Here is a 17,142-nt window from a genome sequence, read left to right as displayed (position 1 = left end):
CCTCCTACATTTGCTCATTTTCAATAATTAAGGCAATCCCTTGACCGCCCCCAATACATAAACTAGCCACCCCGAATTTCAATCCTTTTCTTTTTAGATCATAAGCTAGTGAGAGGACAATTCTCGTTCCGCTTGCACCTACTGGATGCCCTAATGCGATCGCTCCTCCATTCACATTGGTTTTCGCCCGATCTAATTTAAGCTCTTTTTCAACAGCTAAGTATTGGGCAGCAAAGGCTTCATTTACTTCAATTAAATCCATCTCGTCAATTGTTAGATCTGCACGTTTCAACGCCTGTTTAATAGCAGGCACAGGTCCAATTCCCATAATCGTAGGATCCACACCAACCACACCCCATGACACAATCTTCGCGAGTGGCTTCAGACCGTTTTCACTTACGGCCTTCTCACTGGCTATAATGACTGAAGCTGCACCATCATTAATCCCGCTTGCATTACCTGCCGTTACCGTTCCCTCTTTTTTGAAGGACGGCTTTAAGGTAGCAAGCTTTTCATAGGTCATATCTTTTTTGATATGCTCATCTTCTGAAATTAAAGTAGATCCTTTTCTAGACTGAACCTTCACACCAACAATCTCCTTCTCGAAGATACCTGATTCGGCAGAGTGAGTCGCACGTTCTTGACTAAGTTGAGCATATTCATCCTGCTCTTCTCTTGAAATCGAATATTGCTCAGCAAGCTTTTCAGCAGTCATTCCCATTCCATTTCCGGTATATTGATCCGTTAACGTCTGTAACAACATATCTTCAAACTTAAGTCCACCATATTTTTGGGGATTAAAGCGACTTGTGAAATTAGCATGTGGTGACATCGACATGTTCTCAGCCCCGCCTGCTAAGACAAGCTCGGCTTCTCCTAATAAGATCTGTTGAGCAGCAGAAACGATCGCTTGCGTACCGGAACCACATAATCGATTAACGTTGTAGGCTGGTCGATCCTGGGGTACACCTGCTTGAAGTCCAATATGTCTTGATAGATAGGAAGCATTCACATCAGTATGAATGACATTCCCGTAAATGACATGATCGACCTTCTCAGCATCAACCTTGGCACGCTTTAAGGCCTCCTTAGCTGTAGCAGTACCCAATTCCGTCGCAGATGTGTTGACAAAAGACCCTCCAAAACTAGTAAATGCTGTACGTGCTCCTTCTATTAAATAAGCTGTCATGATTTTGCCTCCTCTAATTTTTGTGTTCTTTTTTCCTGCAATTTCTTCGCATTAGCTAGTAAGACTTCCATAAGGACTAATGCAAATCCAATTGGAACTAAAAAGTAAATAGGATAAAGCGGGATGAGATTTCCACTGACCGGAATCGCCATTTGGTCTGCCAAACCTGACATCGCAAATTTCCATCCATAGATTGTTAGGAATGTAAAAATCACCATTTCAATCACGTATATTAATATGCGATTCACTTGATTGAATTTCTTCGGTAGCTTCTCAACGACTTCGGATAGCCTAGGAAGAACTCCCGAGCTATACGTAAAAGCTAGAGCTGGAAAAATAGCAAGTGGCATTAAATAATATTGAACAATTTCATAAGTACCAGAGATCGGTGAACTAAAGACATTCCTTAGGACGACATCTGTGACAATTAAAAGCATCATGCCAATCACTGCAATCCCGCTTACGTAAACACCGCTTACTTTTAGGACTTCATGAATCTTTATTACCTTTTGAAGTTTATCCTCCATTGTAATCAACTACTTTCCTTTAAGTGTTCTGGTACCCTAATTCATCTGGCTTGGTAACCACGTCACAAGTTCCGGGAATAAGATTAATAGACCAATGACTATAATTGATGCAATAATCGCAAATACCGTCGATGTCCTAAATAACTTCTCTATCGATATTCCCGAGACCCCTCCGACGGCATACACACTAATCCCAACTGGTGGAGTGATCATGCCGATCGTACAAACAATGGCAAGTAAGATCCCAAACCAAAGCGGATCCACATTTATGGCTGCAAGTAAAGGAGAGATAATTGGGACCGTCATTAATATGACCGCCACCCCTTCAATAAACATAAACAAGAAGAAATAAAACACCATAATGATGATAATAAGCAACACTGGATAGTCTAGTAATGGTCCTAATAGGTCAATAATCTTTCTAGGAATTAAAGAAAGAGAAATAAATCTCCCAAATAATGAAGCACCAACTACAATAAACATCGCCATTACAGTTACTTTTGTAGTCTCAAAGATCGATTTGATGAAGAAAGCTTTATTCACTTTACCAAGAACTGCGGCGACAATTAAGCTAATAAATGCCCCAACTGCACCAGCCTCTGTCGGTGTAAACGTTCCTGTGTAAATCCCACCAAAAATCGAACCGACGATAAAAAAGCCAGCTAAAACAACAATGACATATCTAGATATAGGTGTATCATCGTCCTTTTCATAGGTTGCTGGAGCTTCCATTTTGTTGCTGTAAATACGTAAATATACGATAGTAATTAATGAAAAAGAAATCATCAGCAAAATACCAGGAATCATAGAAGCGGCAAACAACTGACCAATCGATATTTGTGCAACCACTCCATATAAAATCAAGATTACACTTGGTGGGATGATTGCTGATAGTGAACCAGATACAGCAGCGAGAGTACCAGCGAGTCCATCAGGATATCCACGCCTTTTAAGTTCCGGAACGGCAATTTGCCCAAGAGCTGCAGACGTAGCTGTACCAGAGCCAGACACACCACCAAGCAGTCCACCAATAAATACGGTTAATACGCCTAGAACTCCCTGCTTTCCACGCGAGATGCGAAATACCAAATTATACAAATCTTTAATAATGCCAGCTTGTAGGATAAATTGAGCCATTAAAATATATAAAGGGATGGTTGTCAGTGAATAACTCGCAACCCGGTTGAAAGGCTCACTTTGAATGAAGCCGTCTAGTAAAGGGAGCCCACCAAGCAGATAAATACCTATCATCCCTACAGTAAGTAAGAGTGAACTGATAAATTGCCCCATCACAAGTAGATACAAAAATAGTAGGAGCACGACCGTAATGACTATACTTTCAAACACCTCATTCACCCCACTCTTGTGAATTAAAAAGGGAGCCTTACATAATATAAAGCTCCACTCTTCAACTTTTATTAGTTAATATCTAAAATTTCTTGCGGCAACTCAGCACCTGCTTCTACTAACATATCGCGCCATAACATCGCCATTTCTTTACCTGCAATTCCTTGTCCTTCTAAGTTATCAATCCAATCAAACCATGTGTCTACCATCGCTTCTGTTAAATGTTGGTTAACTTCTGCAGGTAGGTCATTTAAGTGTGTAAACTCTCCGCCTTTTTCAATATTATTCTCAACGTTTAACTCCGTCTCACTCATCGCAAGTGCTGCCCCATCAAAAATGATTTCTTCAGATGCTGTCGCAAAAAGTTCTTGAACTTCTGGAGCTAAACTTTCCCATGTTTCTTCAGTCATCACCGTATGACCAACAAAGTGTCCAAGGTTTGCACCTTCAATTGTGTGGTTAATTAACTCATCAAAGCCCATTGCAATCCAATCTGGAACATTGTAGAACAATCCATCAAGAGCGTTACGGCTTAGCGCATCATACGCATCTGTAATCGGCATCGATAAAGAGGTAATTCCAAGCTTTGAAGCTAGAATTTCATGTACTCGCGAAGCGGTACGAATTCTGATTTGTTGATTAAAGTCACTAACTGAATCAAACGTGTGATCTGTTGTTGATATGACGTAAGGTTCTGTTGGAGGGTTAGCGAATGCTACTAGACCTTTATCTCCAAACTCTAGATCATAATATGTTTTTCCATCTTGAACTTCACGATCACTTTTCATCATATTAACCATTGCTGTTGCTGCAATATTGGCATCTGATTCAAGCAAAGGTAACATAACCACTTCTGTATAAGGGAAACGTTGCGGATCATATGGAGCCATAAATGTTAGAGCAACATCAATTGATCCCTGACGCAAAGCATCATACTCGGTTCCAAGTCCTACTAGCTCCCCAGCTGTAAATGCATCAAATGTGATTTGGTTATCTGTCTCTTCTTCAACGCGGTCCATTAGTGGTTGGAAAAACCCTCGGTGCCAGAAGTGTTTGTCAGAAACCCCTGAAGACGCTCGTAAGTTCTTAGCTTCTATTACTGTATTACTAGCGTTGTCTGTTTCAGCTTCAGCTGTAGATGTCTCTTCTCCCCCACAAGCTGCTAAAAAGAGCATGACCGAAGCGCATAAAATCCCAAATACATTTTTTTTCATTTGAATGATCCCCTTTTTTTTATTAGTGACCAGTAAATACTGGATCTCTTTTTTCAAAGAATGCTTGAATTCCTTCTTTATGATCTTTCGTTTGTAAAAGCATCGCTTGAACCCCATTCTCTACTGAAACACTTTGTCGAAGCTTTTGGTGAACCAATTCGTTGAGAATCGATTTCGTATAGGATTGACTAAAAGGGCTACCGTTAACTAAACATTCCGAAAATTCATACGCTGTCTCTTTTAGTTCGCTCGTCGTCACTCGATTAACAATTCCTTTATGATGTAATTCCTCAGCACTTAAGACTGTAGAAAAAGCAATCCATTCTTTTAAAAGGTTGATCGGGACTCTTTCTAGGAGAAGTCCAAAGAGTCCTAGGTCAGGAACTAAGCCCACTTTTGCAAAACTAAGCGTGAATTTAGCCGTCGCTTCTGCCACTATAAAGTCAGAAGCTAAAGCTAAACTAAATCCAGCCCCTGCAGCAAAACCTTGCACGGCACAGACGACATATTTGGGATGAGAACGAATGTTAAGCGTTAACTCTGAAGCTTCTTGCATCCAATTTAAAGCTTGGGATTCCGATGAGAGCTCACTCATCATCTCAAGGTCGCCTCCTGCACAAAATGATTTCCCGTTTGCAGAAAGGAGTACCACTCGAACTTCATCATCGACTTTCGCACGATTTAGCGCTTCCGTTAATTCGACTACGAGCTCCCTTGAAAGAGTATTGAGCTTTTCAGGTCGATTTAATGTGATCATAGCAATCTGGTTCTCTACGGTATATAAAACAGATTGAGCCAAATCATACCTCCCCTTATTGGTTACGTAGCGATGTTTTTAACACTTTTCCACTCGCATTTCTTGGTAAACTATCAATGAATTCCACTTCTTTTGGTAGCTTATAAGTAGCAAGTTTCTTCTTACAGAACTGTAAGATCGCCTCTTCTTCAACATCGGCTCCTTCTTTTAGGACAACATAAGCTTTCGGCACTTCACCTAGCACTTTATCTGGTACGCCTACAATCGCAGCCTCTAGTAGCTCTGGGATCTCATAGAGAACTTCTTCAATTTCAACAGGATACACATTTTCCCCACCACGGATAATCATATCTTTCTTTCGATCAACGATATAGAGAAGACCGTCTTCATCAAATCGCCCAAGATCACCGCTGTAGAGCCATCCATCTTTTAAAGCTACATTCGTTGCTTCCTCATTTTTTAAATACCCTTTCATTACTTGTGGACCTTTTACAATAATTTCTCCAACTTCACCGACTGGAACTGGTTCACCGAATTCATCGACGACACGAATTTCTGTTTGAGGTAGAACTTCGCCTACAGACCCTACCTTATCAAGAGCATAATGGTCTTTTAACGTAGTGGCAGCAGGAGAGTTTTCCGTTTGACCATATAAATTTTGTACTTTTATATTCGGGTAGAGTGCTTTTACTTTTTTGACTAACTCATAAGGCATTGGCGCTGCCCCGTACGTGAATAATCGTAAGCTTGATAAATCTAAAGTAGACATCTTAGGGGTATTTAGCAGGATGCTGTACATGGCTGGGACTCCAAAGAAAATCGTTACATTTTCTTCTTCCATCGTTTGAAGTGTTTGCTCAGGTGAGAAGGCTTCTTCGATAATAACCGTTCCACCTGCGTAGATGACAGGTAAACTAAATACATTACTAGCTGCACAGTGGAATAACGGCGCTACAATATGCATGCGATCGTCACTTGTAATCTCCATCGCTTCGATCCATATTCTTGTTGAAGCTTCAATATTAGAAGCCGATAACATCACTCCTTTTGGCTTACCGGTTGTGCCGGATGTATAAAAGACAACCGCAGTATCATTGCCTCGATTACCCTTCTTTTCTACCGGAAGTGCGGGTCCATTTATCACGTCGTCTAACGTATTCTCTTTTTCACCAACTACTAGCAGATCATCCATGTTGTTAATCGTTTCTTGTAATTCTTCTACTACCGTTTGAAACCGTTCATCATAAATGAGTGCTTTAGCTTCTGAGTGGGTAAAGATATAATGAATCTCTCTTGCCGTCAATTTATTATTAACTGGTAAGATCGTGAATCCACCAATCTGACAAGCATAGTAGCACACTAGAAAATAATCGGAGTTGTGTAAGTAAGCAGCGATAATATCATCTTTTTGATACCCTTTCGCTTGAAAGTATCCTGCTAGATTTTGAGCTTGTTGATAGAACTTGGCATACGTTGTCTCTCGATTGTTATAAATCGTAATCACTTTTGATGGGTTCTGCTCTGCACATAACGCTAACTTTTCTGAGATCATCATGTTTTCTTAACCCTCCTAAAATAATGTAAGCGCTTTAATTTTACTTTTTTATTATTTAACTACTTTTAGTAAGTAGTCTGCATAAATCTTTTGTAATTCTTCTATGCTTTTTCCTCCTTCGGCATTATACCACTGCTGAATCCAGTTCATGGCTCCAAGCAGAATCATCCGTACAAATTTCGGTTCATCTACTGTAAATTCTTTTGATTCGATCCCTTGTTGAATCACTCGATCAAAGACACTTGCATAGGCAATTCGTTTGGACAAAATCGGTTTGAGCTGTTCTTTAGAAAACGTATGATCTGGCTTTGAGATCATATTAAATGTTTCTTTTTCACCAATCGCATAATCGATATGAGTGTAGATCATTTTCCTTAACTTCTCTTCATTCGTGCTATCTTCATAAAGGTAGGTTTCTAATTCCTCTATAGCACGAGTTAAAACAAGCTCGTGACATTTAAAGATAATATCCTCTTTGTTTCTAAAATAGTAATAGAGAGCTCCTTTTGTCATTAATAACTCAGCTGCAATATCTTCCATAGTCGCCCCGTGATACCCTTTGCGATTCATGATCTTTACTGCTGATAAGATAATTTCTTCTTTCTTTTTTAATGCCTTCTTTTCCGAAAGCTTCATGAATCCTCCTCCATTTTCACAAGTGTAATTTTTTAGCAATAATTGATTTCATGACCTCAGTTGTGCCCGCATAAATACTTGCAACCGGAATATCACGATACCTTCTAGCAATCTCATATTCTTCCATATAACCATATCCACCATGGAGATGTAGACACTCTGCAGCAACTCGCTTAGCCATTTCACTAATCCACCATTTAGCCATCGATACTTCTTTAACGATATCTTCATTTTGTATATGTCTTGCTGTTAACTGGTTGATGTAATTACGACCAATGTCGATTTCAGTAGCCATCTCAGCGATTTTGAACTGAGTATTTTGGAATTTACTAATCGATTGTCCAAAAGCTTTTCGTTCTTTAACGTAATTGATCGTTATGTCTAACATAACCTCAGCTTCAACTTGGCATTGGATCGCAACAATTAATCGTTCCTGTTGAAGTTTATCCATAAGATAATAAAAACCTTTACCTTCTTCACCTAGTAGATTTCTGGCAGGTACTTTCGCATTATCAAAAATGAGCTCACCTGTATCTCCACTGTGAATTCCAATTTTCTTCAGGTCTTTACCTCTTGTGAATCCTTCTGTTCCGTTCTCTATCACTAGCAGGCTTATTCCTTTATGCGCGGGACTAGCAGTAGGATCTGTTTTACATACTACAACTACTAAATCAGCATTGATGCCATTTGTAATGAATGTTTTTTCACCATTTAAAACATAGTGATCACCTTCGCGTATAGCTGTAGTTCTTACTCCTGCAAGATCTGACCCTGCACCAGGTTCAGTCATGGCAATCGCTGTAATAATCTCACCACTTATACATTTAGGTAGCCATTTTTTCTTTTGTTCTTCTGTTCCTAGTGTTGATAGATAAGGAGTGACAATATCAGAATGCAAACACATTCCACTTGCTACCCCTTGACCTACCTTCTCTAGTTCTTCATGGAGAACCATTGAGTATGAAAAATCTAGTCCTAACCCCCCATACTCTTCGCTCACCCACGGGCAGAAAAATCCATTCTCCCCCATTTTCAACCAAAACTCTCTCGGAATTGCTTTATTATCTTCCCATTGATTGAAATAAGGATACGCTTCTTTATCCAAAAACTTCCGTAATGATATTCTAAAAAGCTCATGTTCTTCATTTAGAAATGGAGCCTTCACAGATCACACTCCCAATCTCTCATATTTTTATAATTTTCCTAATATTCACTCTATTAATCCTCATTATAAAGCCCAAATATTGAATGTCAACATTTTTTTGAACTGCGTATAATTTTTAAACAAAGAAATTAAAACTTTAAAAAAATCCTCATAAATACTGATCTAGTCAATTTAAATGTAGTTAGAAATTTGAACACTTCTTTATTTATACGCCAACTACTAATCTTTTATTTCACTTTTTTCATCTTAATATAAGTCTTTTTATATTGGATCGCACACATAAAAAACACTATCCTCCTATGAGAATAGTGTTGATTAAAAGTAAATCGCTCGTTCAATCAGTTAATAACTCACTTCCACAATCTGCTTCAAGTTATCAAACATCATGCTCCAGCCTTGTTCAGTTTGGAGGTTGTATTCATGTAAAGCTTTTTCAATATCCTTTCTGGTCCATTCGGGTTCATGGGGAACGATGATTTCATGGGTGAATGTCATGAGGCAATTATTTTCCTGTTCGGCAAATGTGACTTGAATCGTATCTTCACTTTCACTAAATTGAGGCATCTTGAACGTGAAAACAAGCGTTGTTGGGCGTTCCATTTTAACGTAAGAACCGATTCCTCTGTAGTCTGTGCCCTCTCTGTGATCAATGATCTCCCATGTACCACCTTCAACTGGCTCATTCGTGGCTGACTTGTTAGTTTCTTCGGTTGTAAACAACCATTTTCTCATGACATCAGGATTCAGCCATGCATCAAATACCATTTCCACAGGTGCTTGAATCAATCTCGTCATTTCTACCGTCGTTGTTGAATAATCGCTCATTCGCCTCACCCTTTCAAGCTATGTAGTATGTTTTCTTCTCCCTATACCCTAATTTCCTTTATCCAATTGCGTAATTTCTCTTTTGGGTAATAGATGGTCCCATTCAAACGAATATGCGGGACACTTGGGTATTCCTCAAGAAGCTTTGTCGCATCTTCTTTTGACACGCCTAAAAAGTGATGAACATGCTTTTCTTTAATTAATTCATGATCCTCTTCTTCATTTAGATAGTCCATCATGTTCTTTGGGTTTGGATTGTTTATATTACGAATCCCTTCACCGATAAAAAAACCAGCTGCAGCGATACCAAGAGCAAGCCAGAGAAAATCCATCATGTACACCTCCCCACTGAATTAATTATGTGAATAAGTTTAGTTACAATTTAAATTTATCACATAACCACTCTAAACAAGCGAAACCATGTAAATGTTCGATTACCACTAGTAAAGTGATACGTTTATTTTTCTCCTTTTTGAAATTTATGTTTATTCAGAAAATTTGAGTGGTATGAGTGTGAGTGAGCCAGATATAGCTATTAAGCAGATATCTGAGATCAAGATAATGGGAGTGTTTGAAGAATGGAAGACTTTTACCCTTCAAGAATAAGCGAGAAACCGCAGATCATGAAGCGTAGAGACCCTGTGATTCATACCGACCGAAAGCATGATCACGAGGCTCCACTCACGAAAGACCAGCTTGATTTCTATGAGGAGAATGGCTTTTTACAAATTGAAAATCTCTTCTCAGATAAGGAAGTAGCTGCTATGCAAAAAGCGATTTTCGAATTACAGGAATCAAATAGCTGCGTACAATCTGAGAAAATGATTCGTGAGCCTAATAGCAATGAAATCCGATCGATTTTTGCAGTGGATCAAGATGACGATTACTTCAAGGACATTGCAGCTGATCAGCGCTTACTTGATATCGTCAATCATCTACTCGGAAGTGACGTATATGTCCATCAATCCCGAATAAACTATAAGCCAGGATTTTCAGGTAAGGAGTTTAATTGGCATTCGGATTTTGAGACGTGGCATACAGAAGACGGGATGCCTAGAATGCGTGCATTAAGCATGTCGATTGCCCTATCAGACAACTATGTACACAACGGACCACTGATGCTCGTACCAGGTTCTCATAAGTATTATGTGAGTTGTATAGGCGCAACACCTGAAGACAATTACAAAGAATCACTGAAAACTCAAAAAGTGGGTGTCCCAGATAATGATAGCTTAAAGTGGTTAGTCGACCAAGGTGGCGGTCTATCTGTTGCGACTGGAAAAGCAGGAACCATTACTATTTTTGAATCGAACACAATGCATGCTTCAACAAGCAATATGACCCCGTACCCACGTAACAATTTGTTCATGGTGTACAACAGTGTCGAAAATAAACTCGTTGAACCATTTGCAGGTGCAGGAGAACGACCAGAATACATCGCTGTTCGCAAAACAACCGAACCACTCGGAAAAGAAAAAATACTTAAGTAAGAATGAAGAATTATTCATAAGAGAAGGCCATTCAGTTTGAGCTGAATGGCCTTTATATGTTTTCTATTTCAACAATCCTACCATCTTCAATCCGTGCACAATCCCATCTTCATCAACTGCTTTTGTCACGTATTTGGCTACTTCTTTCGTTTCGTCATGAGCATTGCCCATCGCCACACCATGTGCAACAGTTGAGAGCATCTCGATATCGTTTAATCCATCACCAAATGCATAGACATTTTCCGGTTTGATGTTTAATTTAGCAATCATCATCTCAATGCCTTTTGCTTTTGAACCGCCTTTTGGCAAGATATCGACTGAAAGCGGGTGCCAACGGATGAAATCAAATGCTTCAAACTTTTGCTCGTAAAGTGTTTCTTCATCACGCTCACAGAACAAGAGCGTTTGATAAATATGTTCCATTTTAAAATACTCGGGCTCATGTGTTGGAAAGGCTTCTACTTTTAACGTACCAATACTTTCCACAATATGATTATGATGCTCTACGTTCGCTTTCATTTCCTTTTTCCCCATATAGACAAGCGGGTGATCTTGTGTAGCTGCGAGTTCTGTTAGTTCTTCTAATTTGTCTTGGTTAAGTGAATTACCGAAAATCATTTCGCCTTCCACTTCGACATATTGCCCATTGTAGCTGACGAAATTTTGAATCCCTAATTCCTCGCGCAAATCTTCATACATAAAAGGTCCACGACCAGTTGCGATTGCCACTTCATGGCCGTCATTTTGTAAGGTTTGGATCGCCTCTTTTGTTGCGGGCGGTAACTTCTTATCATGGTCTAACAGCGTTCCATCAATATCAAAGAAAATGATTTTTTTATCTGTCATGGTTCCACTCCTATAAATCTTAATTTGCTTCTCTCTTCTTTATCGTAACAAAGAATGCTTCAAGATGGCAGTATCAGTTACTATAATTTCCTCTTTTCTTCTAACAATTTCTGAAACTCTTTTTCTAACTCATCGGATGGGTCGATGCTTAGCCGGCTTAGTACTTCTGATATTTTCGTATCTAGAATCATTCGTGCATCCTCCGTTTGATCTCTTGTTTCCTGTGGCTGATGCTGCTGATATTGCTGATACGTCCCTTCAAATACTTCCAGCTTTTTATGGTCGAATGATACAATTCGGGTCGCCACAAGCTCGATGAAGCGTCGGTCATGAGAGACAAAGATGACGCTCCCCTCATACTCTGTTAGTAAGGCTTCCAAAGCTTCAACAGCTTCGGTATCTAAGTAATTGGTCGGCTCATCCAAAATGAGGGTGTTACAATTGCTCACAAATAATTTAGCCAAAGCTACTTTTACTCGCTCACCACCACTTAGAACATGGATTGGCTTATGAACATCCTCTCTGAAGAAATGAAGCCTCGCAAGTATCGTACGAATGAGGGTTTCATCTTGAATAGAGGTGGAACGAACATTCTCTAAGATTGTTTTGTCTGGATCTAAGATTGTTAAGTTCTGACTAAAATAGCCAATTTTCATCGACGGAGAAAGGATGATTCCTTCCTCTTCGTTAATGATTTTTTTCACGAGTGTTGTTTTCCCGCTTCCATTCGGTCCAATGATCGCTACTTTATCACCGCCACGAATATAAAAGCTCGTTTTCTCCCACAGAACACGCTTGCCCACCATTCCAGAGACGTCTTCTACTCTAAGCATAATCCTTCCTGTAAATGTTTCTTGATATGGTAGGTTCATTTTCAGAGGAGGTGCTTCTTTTGGCTTCTCTACTTGATCCAACTTTTCTAATCTAGTTTCAATCGCTTTACCCGTTTTCTGAAGCTTCTTTTGTTTTTTCGCAAAGTAGGGCTTGGCACCAGTGATTCTCGCTTCAGACTTACTTACATTTTTAGGTGTTTTCGTCGCTCGTTCAGCTTTTTGTTCTTTTGCTTTTAATGCTTCCTCTAGCTGTCTCTTCTTTTTCTCATACTTTTCATAGGCTGCTAAGTCTTGCTCCTGTTCGATCTTTTTTTGTTCTGAATAAGCGGTGTAGTTCCCCTTATATTCTGTTATTGACCCTTTATTGATCTCCCAGATCTTCGTACAAAGAGCATCTAAAAAGGCACGGTCATGAGAGACTACAACGAATGCTCCTTTCCAATTCTTCAATTTTTTTTCGAGCCATTCAATATGTGCGGTATCTAAATTGGTCGTTGGCTCATCTGCAAATAATAGTTCTGGTTCCTTCATAAGAACTTTATTAATATATTCCTGCGTGATTTCTCCTCCACTTTTTGTTATATCTGTTCGCTTTAGCTGCGGTAATAACTCGCAGGTGGTATACGTCGCAACCACCCCGCCCTCAAACGAAATGTCTCCAGCTAATCCTTTTAATAACGTCGTTTTCCCGCTTCCATTTTTTCCGACTAAGCCAATCCGATCGCCTTTTTGAATGTCGAGGTGCCCGACATCGATCAATAATCGATCGCCAATAGATACTTTGATAGTTGTCGCTTCCAATAACATTGACTCATCCCCATTCTTCTTAAGTGTTGGAGACAAAAAAAGCCTCCTATCTGGATTCAGAATAGGAAGCATACATATAGGTGGACATGCCAAAATAGAGACGACTCTTTTTAGGCCCAACTATAGAAGTCCAATCCTATCCTGAAAGGGTCAATTGAGGGCAATCTTAAAAAGCAGAGACGGTTACCTGTTACCTGCTTAAAAAGTGCCTTTAATTGATTGCTTTCTTAATAGGATTAGTACTTCATGTAATTGGTTCACCCTTCCGTTTTGTAATTAGTTTTACCTTATACTAGGAGCTGTAAATCTGTCAAATGGTTTCTTCGTACGGAATTTCCGCCTTCCATCCCATATTGTTATTCATTTTATAATACTGTATGATATACACTATAAAGAAACCGGGGTGAGCTGATGAGCAACTTATTACAATCGTTAACGACAGAATTACGGCGCGGAACGTTAACCCTTGCTGTATTGAGTCAATTGCGTACGCCTCAATATGGCTATTCCTTAGTACAACGGCTTGAGACATCCGGAATCACGATTGAACAAAGCACCCTCTACCCTCTACTTCGGCGTTTAGAAAAACAAGAGCTTGTCACAAGCAGCTGGGATACTTCAGATACAAGACCACGTAAGTATTATGTTCTGAGTGAATTTGGGATCGAAATCTTAAGCGAGCTCAAACGAGAGTGGGAAAAAACAACACATGAACTCGATCAACTGATGAAAGGAAGTGAGGAGTGATGAATCTATTAGATGTCTATATTCAGGAAGTCACCAAACGGCTGCCAGCGAAAACGAGAGCGGATATCGGACTTGAACTGCGCTCTACAATTGAAGACATGCTACCAGAGGATTATACAGAAGAGGAACTACTCACCGTTCTCGCTAAGCTCGGTGACCCAATAAAACTAGCAAATGAGTACCATGAAGGTACATCATATTTAATAGGGCCCGCATATTATGAGCTCTACCTCAGTACCGTTCGCATGATTATGCCGATCGTGTTAGCCGTTATCCTCCTCACCTTTGTCGCTACAAGCTTTTTACGATACAACGGCACAGATTTTTTTCCCTTTATAATTGGGTTACTAGGAGAAGGTATATGGATGGCACTTGGAACGGGGATTCATGTGTTATTTTGGGTGACTCTCGTATTTGTCATTGTGGAACGGGCAGGTGTAGCCCCTCATTTAGTGAGACCAACTGCAAAGGAATGGTCACCAGAAGAATTAAAGGAGATTGAACCAATTCCGAAGAAAAAGGCGATTTCAAAAGCTGAGGTCTTTGCCACATTAGTCTGGACCGCAATTTGGGGAGCTTTGTATTTTAGTGCAATCGATTTAATTGGTATCTACACACCTCGTGAAGGTGGCGGATTAGAGCTTGTGACATCGATCTTTTCAAAAGAAGTGCTACTGACGTTTTGGCCGGTCATAATGTTAATCATTGCCGCAGAAATTGCTTTATCAATTATAAAATGGGTGAGTGGACAATGGACAATGCAGTTAGCTCTCTTCAATTCATTCTACAATGTGCTTTATACGGTCTTATTTATCATCATCCTCACGACTCCTTCGTTATTTGAGCCTACTTTTGTGAGCTATATGACGAATGTATTCGCTGATTCCATGAGCACGACTGTTGAACAATTTTTCACTTGGATCCTTGCATCAGCGATCATTACCCTCATAGTTGTGGCTATCATTTCAACGATTGATGGCTTTAGGAAAGCAAGATTGTAGTGCTCCTATGCACTATGGTATAATTTAACAAAAAGCAGGAGTGATGATGCGTGAGTGAGAGTAAGCGCGAAGACAAAGACATGCTTTTGAGTACAACGATTGGCATTGCAGGCGATATCGTCTTGTTCATCCCTCGTTTAATCGGAACCTTTCTAAGAGGGTTATCGTAAAAAGGAGTTTATTGAGCTCATTTTGGAATAAAATCCCAACATCAAAGTATGGTATAATGAGGCATCAACACATTAGAAGATTTATTGGAGGTACCATGTTAACATTTGAAGAAAAATTAGCGATTATTGAATCATTCCCAGAGCTTGAGCGTAAAGATGTCTCGTTAGGCCGAGTGAATTTCCATTATAATGAGAGCTCTTATGATAATAAAAATGTTGTCTATCACTTGCACCCAAATGGGAATGGCTTTGTCTATGCCGGAAGAATGACTGGCTATGAGACAAATGACAAAGGGATGGTCAATATTCGTGATTTCACTGAAAAAGCGCTTCGTGCGACAGTTCGTAAATCGATCCTTTCCTTAACACCAAAGGAAGAAGCACCGACAAACGACCCAACAGAAGAAACGTGGATCAATGAAAACACCGTCACGTTAACGATCTTAAAAGAAGAAGATATTTGGAATGTGTATGCCGACGACGATAGCCTTGATGGTACATTTAATTCTTATAGAGAAGCAGCGAATTACTTAGAAGCAGAAGGCTTTGATCGCGTGTAGAGAATAAAAACGACTTACTCCCTTTTGTGGAAGTAAGTCTTTTTTTTATGCATTCATTCTGTTTGCATCTTTTGTTTCCTCCTTGGCACTCCTATTCGCCCAAACAACAACTGGGATAAGTAAAAGCGCAAGAAAGCCTCCTGCGTATGAAAGAAACATAAAGCTAGTATGTGCAACGACGATGCCAGACATTGCACCACCAGCCGCTCCAGATAATGCAACTGATACATCAACTGACCCTTGAATTTTGGCACGGTTAAACGGCGTTGTTGCATCAACAATAAGGGCTGTGCCACTAATTAAGCCAAAGTTCCAGCCTAGTCCCAAAAGGATAAGCGCAATTGTAAGACCTAGCATCGATTCAGGAGGAGCTACAGCCGCCAATATTCCTGATGCTAAAAGAGTCGCCCCTGAGGCGATCGCCATCGCTGTTCGACCTACTTTATCAACGAGATAGCCTGTCAGCAGGGACGGAAGGAACATCGCTCCAATATGAAGACTAATCACCAAACCGACCTGATTCATACTGTGACCGTGATGGCCCATATGAACAGGCGTCATCGTCATGATCGCAATCATCACCATTTGCGTTAAAACCATGATCACAGCGCCAACCATAATCCCTCGATTACGGTTAACCATCGGCTCTGATTCAGCATTAGTTAGATTACCTTCATCAATTTGCTGTCTCTCTGCGATTGCTTTAGCGAGAATGTATGGATCAGGGCGAAGTAATGCTAGTAACACCAAGCCAGCCAAAATAAAACTTGCCGCTGCCAAAATAAACGGACCAGCCAAAGCGGGAACGCCAATCGATAAAGCGAACTCACCCATAACTTCTATCAAATTTGGTCCTGCTACAGCCCCAAAAGTCGTCGCTACTAAGGCGATGCTGACGGCTGTTGCGCGTTGTTTGGCGTTTGCTAAATCTGTACCTGCATAACGCGCTTGTAAGTTTGTTGCGGTACCCGCTCCGTAGATCACCAAGGATAGGAACAATAAAGGTACATGATCGATCACAGCTGCGACGATAATCCCCACTGCCCCAAATCCTCCGGCTAAAAACCCTGCTGCTAACCCTATACGCCGTCCAAATCGTTGCGACAGCTGTCCTACAACGAGTGCGGCCCCCGCAGAGCCAAGAGTAAACAAGGCAATTGGAACGCCTGCAAAGCTATCTGTTCCGAGCATCTCCTGAGCTAGAAGGGCTCCCACAGCAATCCCAGCTGCTAATCCGGCACCACCGAAAATTTGTGAAAGGACTACGATGATTAGCGTCCTTTTGTACAGTCTCCGCTGCTTTTCTGGTGAGTCAATGTAATCCTCGATCCATGCAGGTTGATTATGTTGTATTAAACTACTCATCTTGCCATTCCCCCTCAATCGAGCACACCTATTAAATTTGTTTCTAGTTTACCATATGAACGGACGGGGGTATTTAATCATTTACTTCGATTGGTTGTGTGATGACTT

17 protein-coding genes are annotated in these 17,142 nt (G+C 40.3%); 4 read left to right on the top strand and 13 right to left on the bottom strand.

The window, feature by feature from the left end:
• Positions 1–4: 4 nt before the first annotated feature.
• From RYX56_RS17100 to RYX56_RS17055, 10 genes are all read right to left on the bottom strand, one after another.
• Positions 5–1,192 carry an acetyl-CoA C-acetyltransferase gene (locus RYX56_RS17100; protein ID WP_317123333.1) on the bottom strand — a complete coding sequence of 396 codons (1,188 nt, stop codon included), beginning with the start codon at positions 1,190–1,192 and terminating at the stop codon, positions 5–7.
• Positions 1,186–1,716, bottom strand: a complete 531-nt coding sequence (locus RYX56_RS17095; RefSeq protein ID WP_317123256.1) for a TRAP transporter small permease — start codon at positions 1,714–1,716, stop codon at positions 1,186–1,188. The genes RYX56_RS17100 and RYX56_RS17095 overlap by 7 nt, the downstream gene beginning before the upstream one ends.
• Before the next feature lie 36 nt (positions 1,717–1,752).
• Complete coding sequence (locus tag RYX56_RS17090; protein WP_317123255.1) at positions 1,753–3,063, bottom strand: TRAP transporter large permease; 1,311 nt, start codon at positions 3,061–3,063, stop codon at positions 1,753–1,755.
• Between the two features lie 71 nt (positions 3,064–3,134).
• A complete protein-coding gene (locus RYX56_RS17085; protein WP_317123254.1) occupies positions 3,135–4,277 on the bottom strand; it encodes a TRAP transporter substrate-binding protein in 1,143 nt (380 codons plus the stop codon).
• 22 nt (positions 4,278–4,299) lie between these two features.
• Positions 4,300–5,076, bottom strand: a complete 777-nt coding sequence (locus tag RYX56_RS17080; RefSeq protein ID WP_317123253.1) for an enoyl-CoA hydratase/isomerase family protein — start codon at positions 5,074–5,076, stop codon at positions 4,300–4,302.
• Positions 5,077–5,089: 13 nt separating this feature from the next.
• Positions 5,090–6,589 (bottom strand): class I adenylate-forming enzyme family protein, encoded by a 1,500-nt coding sequence (locus tag RYX56_RS17075; protein WP_317123252.1) that lies wholly within the window; start codon positions 6,587–6,589, stop codon positions 5,090–5,092.
• Positions 6,590–6,640: 51 nt separating this feature from the next.
• Complete coding sequence (locus RYX56_RS17070; RefSeq protein ID WP_317123251.1) at positions 6,641–7,225, bottom strand: TetR/AcrR family transcriptional regulator; 585 nt, start codon at positions 7,223–7,225, stop codon at positions 6,641–6,643.
• A gap of 16 nt (positions 7,226–7,241) precedes the next feature.
• Positions 7,242–8,390 carry an acyl-CoA dehydrogenase family protein gene (locus tag RYX56_RS17065; RefSeq protein ID WP_317123250.1) on the bottom strand — a complete coding sequence of 383 codons (1,149 nt, stop codon included), beginning with the start codon at positions 8,388–8,390 and terminating at the stop codon, positions 7,242–7,244.
• Between the two features lie 342 nt (positions 8,391–8,732).
• Positions 8,733–9,215: an SRPBCC family protein gene (locus RYX56_RS17060; protein ID WP_317123249.1), complete on the bottom strand. Its 483-nt coding sequence runs from the start codon at positions 9,213–9,215 to the stop codon at positions 8,733–8,735.
• A gap of 41 nt (positions 9,216–9,256) precedes the next feature.
• Positions 9,257–9,550: a DNA-binding protein gene (locus tag RYX56_RS17055; RefSeq protein WP_317123248.1), complete on the bottom strand. Its 294-nt coding sequence runs from the start codon at positions 9,548–9,550 to the stop codon at positions 9,257–9,259.
• A 243-nt stretch (positions 9,551–9,793) separates the two neighbouring features.
• On the opposite strand from RYX56_RS17055, the gene thpD reads away from it, so the two are divergent.
• Complete coding sequence (gene thpD, locus RYX56_RS17050) at positions 9,794–10,705, top strand: ectoine hydroxylase (protein WP_317123247.1); 912 nt, start codon at positions 9,794–9,796, stop codon at positions 10,703–10,705.
• Between the two features lie 63 nt (positions 10,706–10,768).
• On the opposite strand, the gene RYX56_RS17045 is transcribed toward thpD, so the two are convergent.
• Positions 10,769–11,551 (bottom strand): Cof-type HAD-IIB family hydrolase, encoded by a 783-nt coding sequence (locus RYX56_RS17045; protein WP_317123246.1) that lies wholly within the window; start codon positions 11,549–11,551, stop codon positions 10,769–10,771.
• 80 nt (positions 11,552–11,631) lie between these two features.
• The gene (locus tag RYX56_RS17040; RefSeq protein WP_317123332.1) at positions 11,632–13,191 is read right to left on the bottom strand and encodes a Vga family ABC-F type ribosomal protection protein; all 1,560 of its coding nucleotides are present in this window, start codon (positions 13,189–13,191) and stop codon (positions 11,632–11,634) included.
• Between the two features lie 411 nt (positions 13,192–13,602).
• Between RYX56_RS17040 and RYX56_RS17035 the strand changes: the two genes are divergently transcribed.
• The 3 genes from RYX56_RS17035 (at position 13,603) to RYX56_RS17025 (ending at position 15,669) form a co-directional block, all read left to right on the top strand.
• Complete coding sequence (locus tag RYX56_RS17035; protein WP_317123245.1) at positions 13,603–13,938, top strand: PadR family transcriptional regulator; 336 nt, start codon at positions 13,603–13,605, stop codon at positions 13,936–13,938.
• Complete coding sequence (locus RYX56_RS17030) at positions 13,938–14,939, top strand: HAAS signaling domain-containing protein (protein WP_500660515.1); 1,002 nt, start codon at positions 13,938–13,940, stop codon at positions 14,937–14,939. Before RYX56_RS17035 ends, RYX56_RS17030 begins: the two co-directional genes overlap by 1 nt.
• A 265-nt stretch (positions 14,940–15,204) precedes the next feature.
• Positions 15,205–15,669, top strand: a complete 465-nt coding sequence (locus RYX56_RS17025; RefSeq protein WP_317123243.1) for a hypothetical protein — start codon at positions 15,205–15,207, stop codon at positions 15,667–15,669.
• A 45-nt stretch (positions 15,670–15,714) separates the two neighbouring features.
• On the opposite strand, the gene RYX56_RS17020 is transcribed toward RYX56_RS17025, so the two are convergent.
• Positions 15,715–17,034, bottom strand: coding sequence for an MFS transporter (locus tag RYX56_RS17020; protein WP_317123242.1), 1,320 nt, complete (start codon positions 17,032–17,034; stop codon positions 15,715–15,717).
• Between the last annotated feature and the right edge of the window lie 108 nt (positions 17,035–17,142).

This window comes from Alkalihalophilus lindianensis, from assembly GCF_032843265.1.
Classification (GTDB): Bacteria; Bacillota; Bacilli; order Bacillales; family Bacillaceae_D; genus Alkalihalophilus; species Alkalihalophilus lindianensis.
The sequence above is the reverse complement of the archived record's forward strand: the minus strand, read 5'-3'. Positions and strand labels throughout refer to the sequence as shown.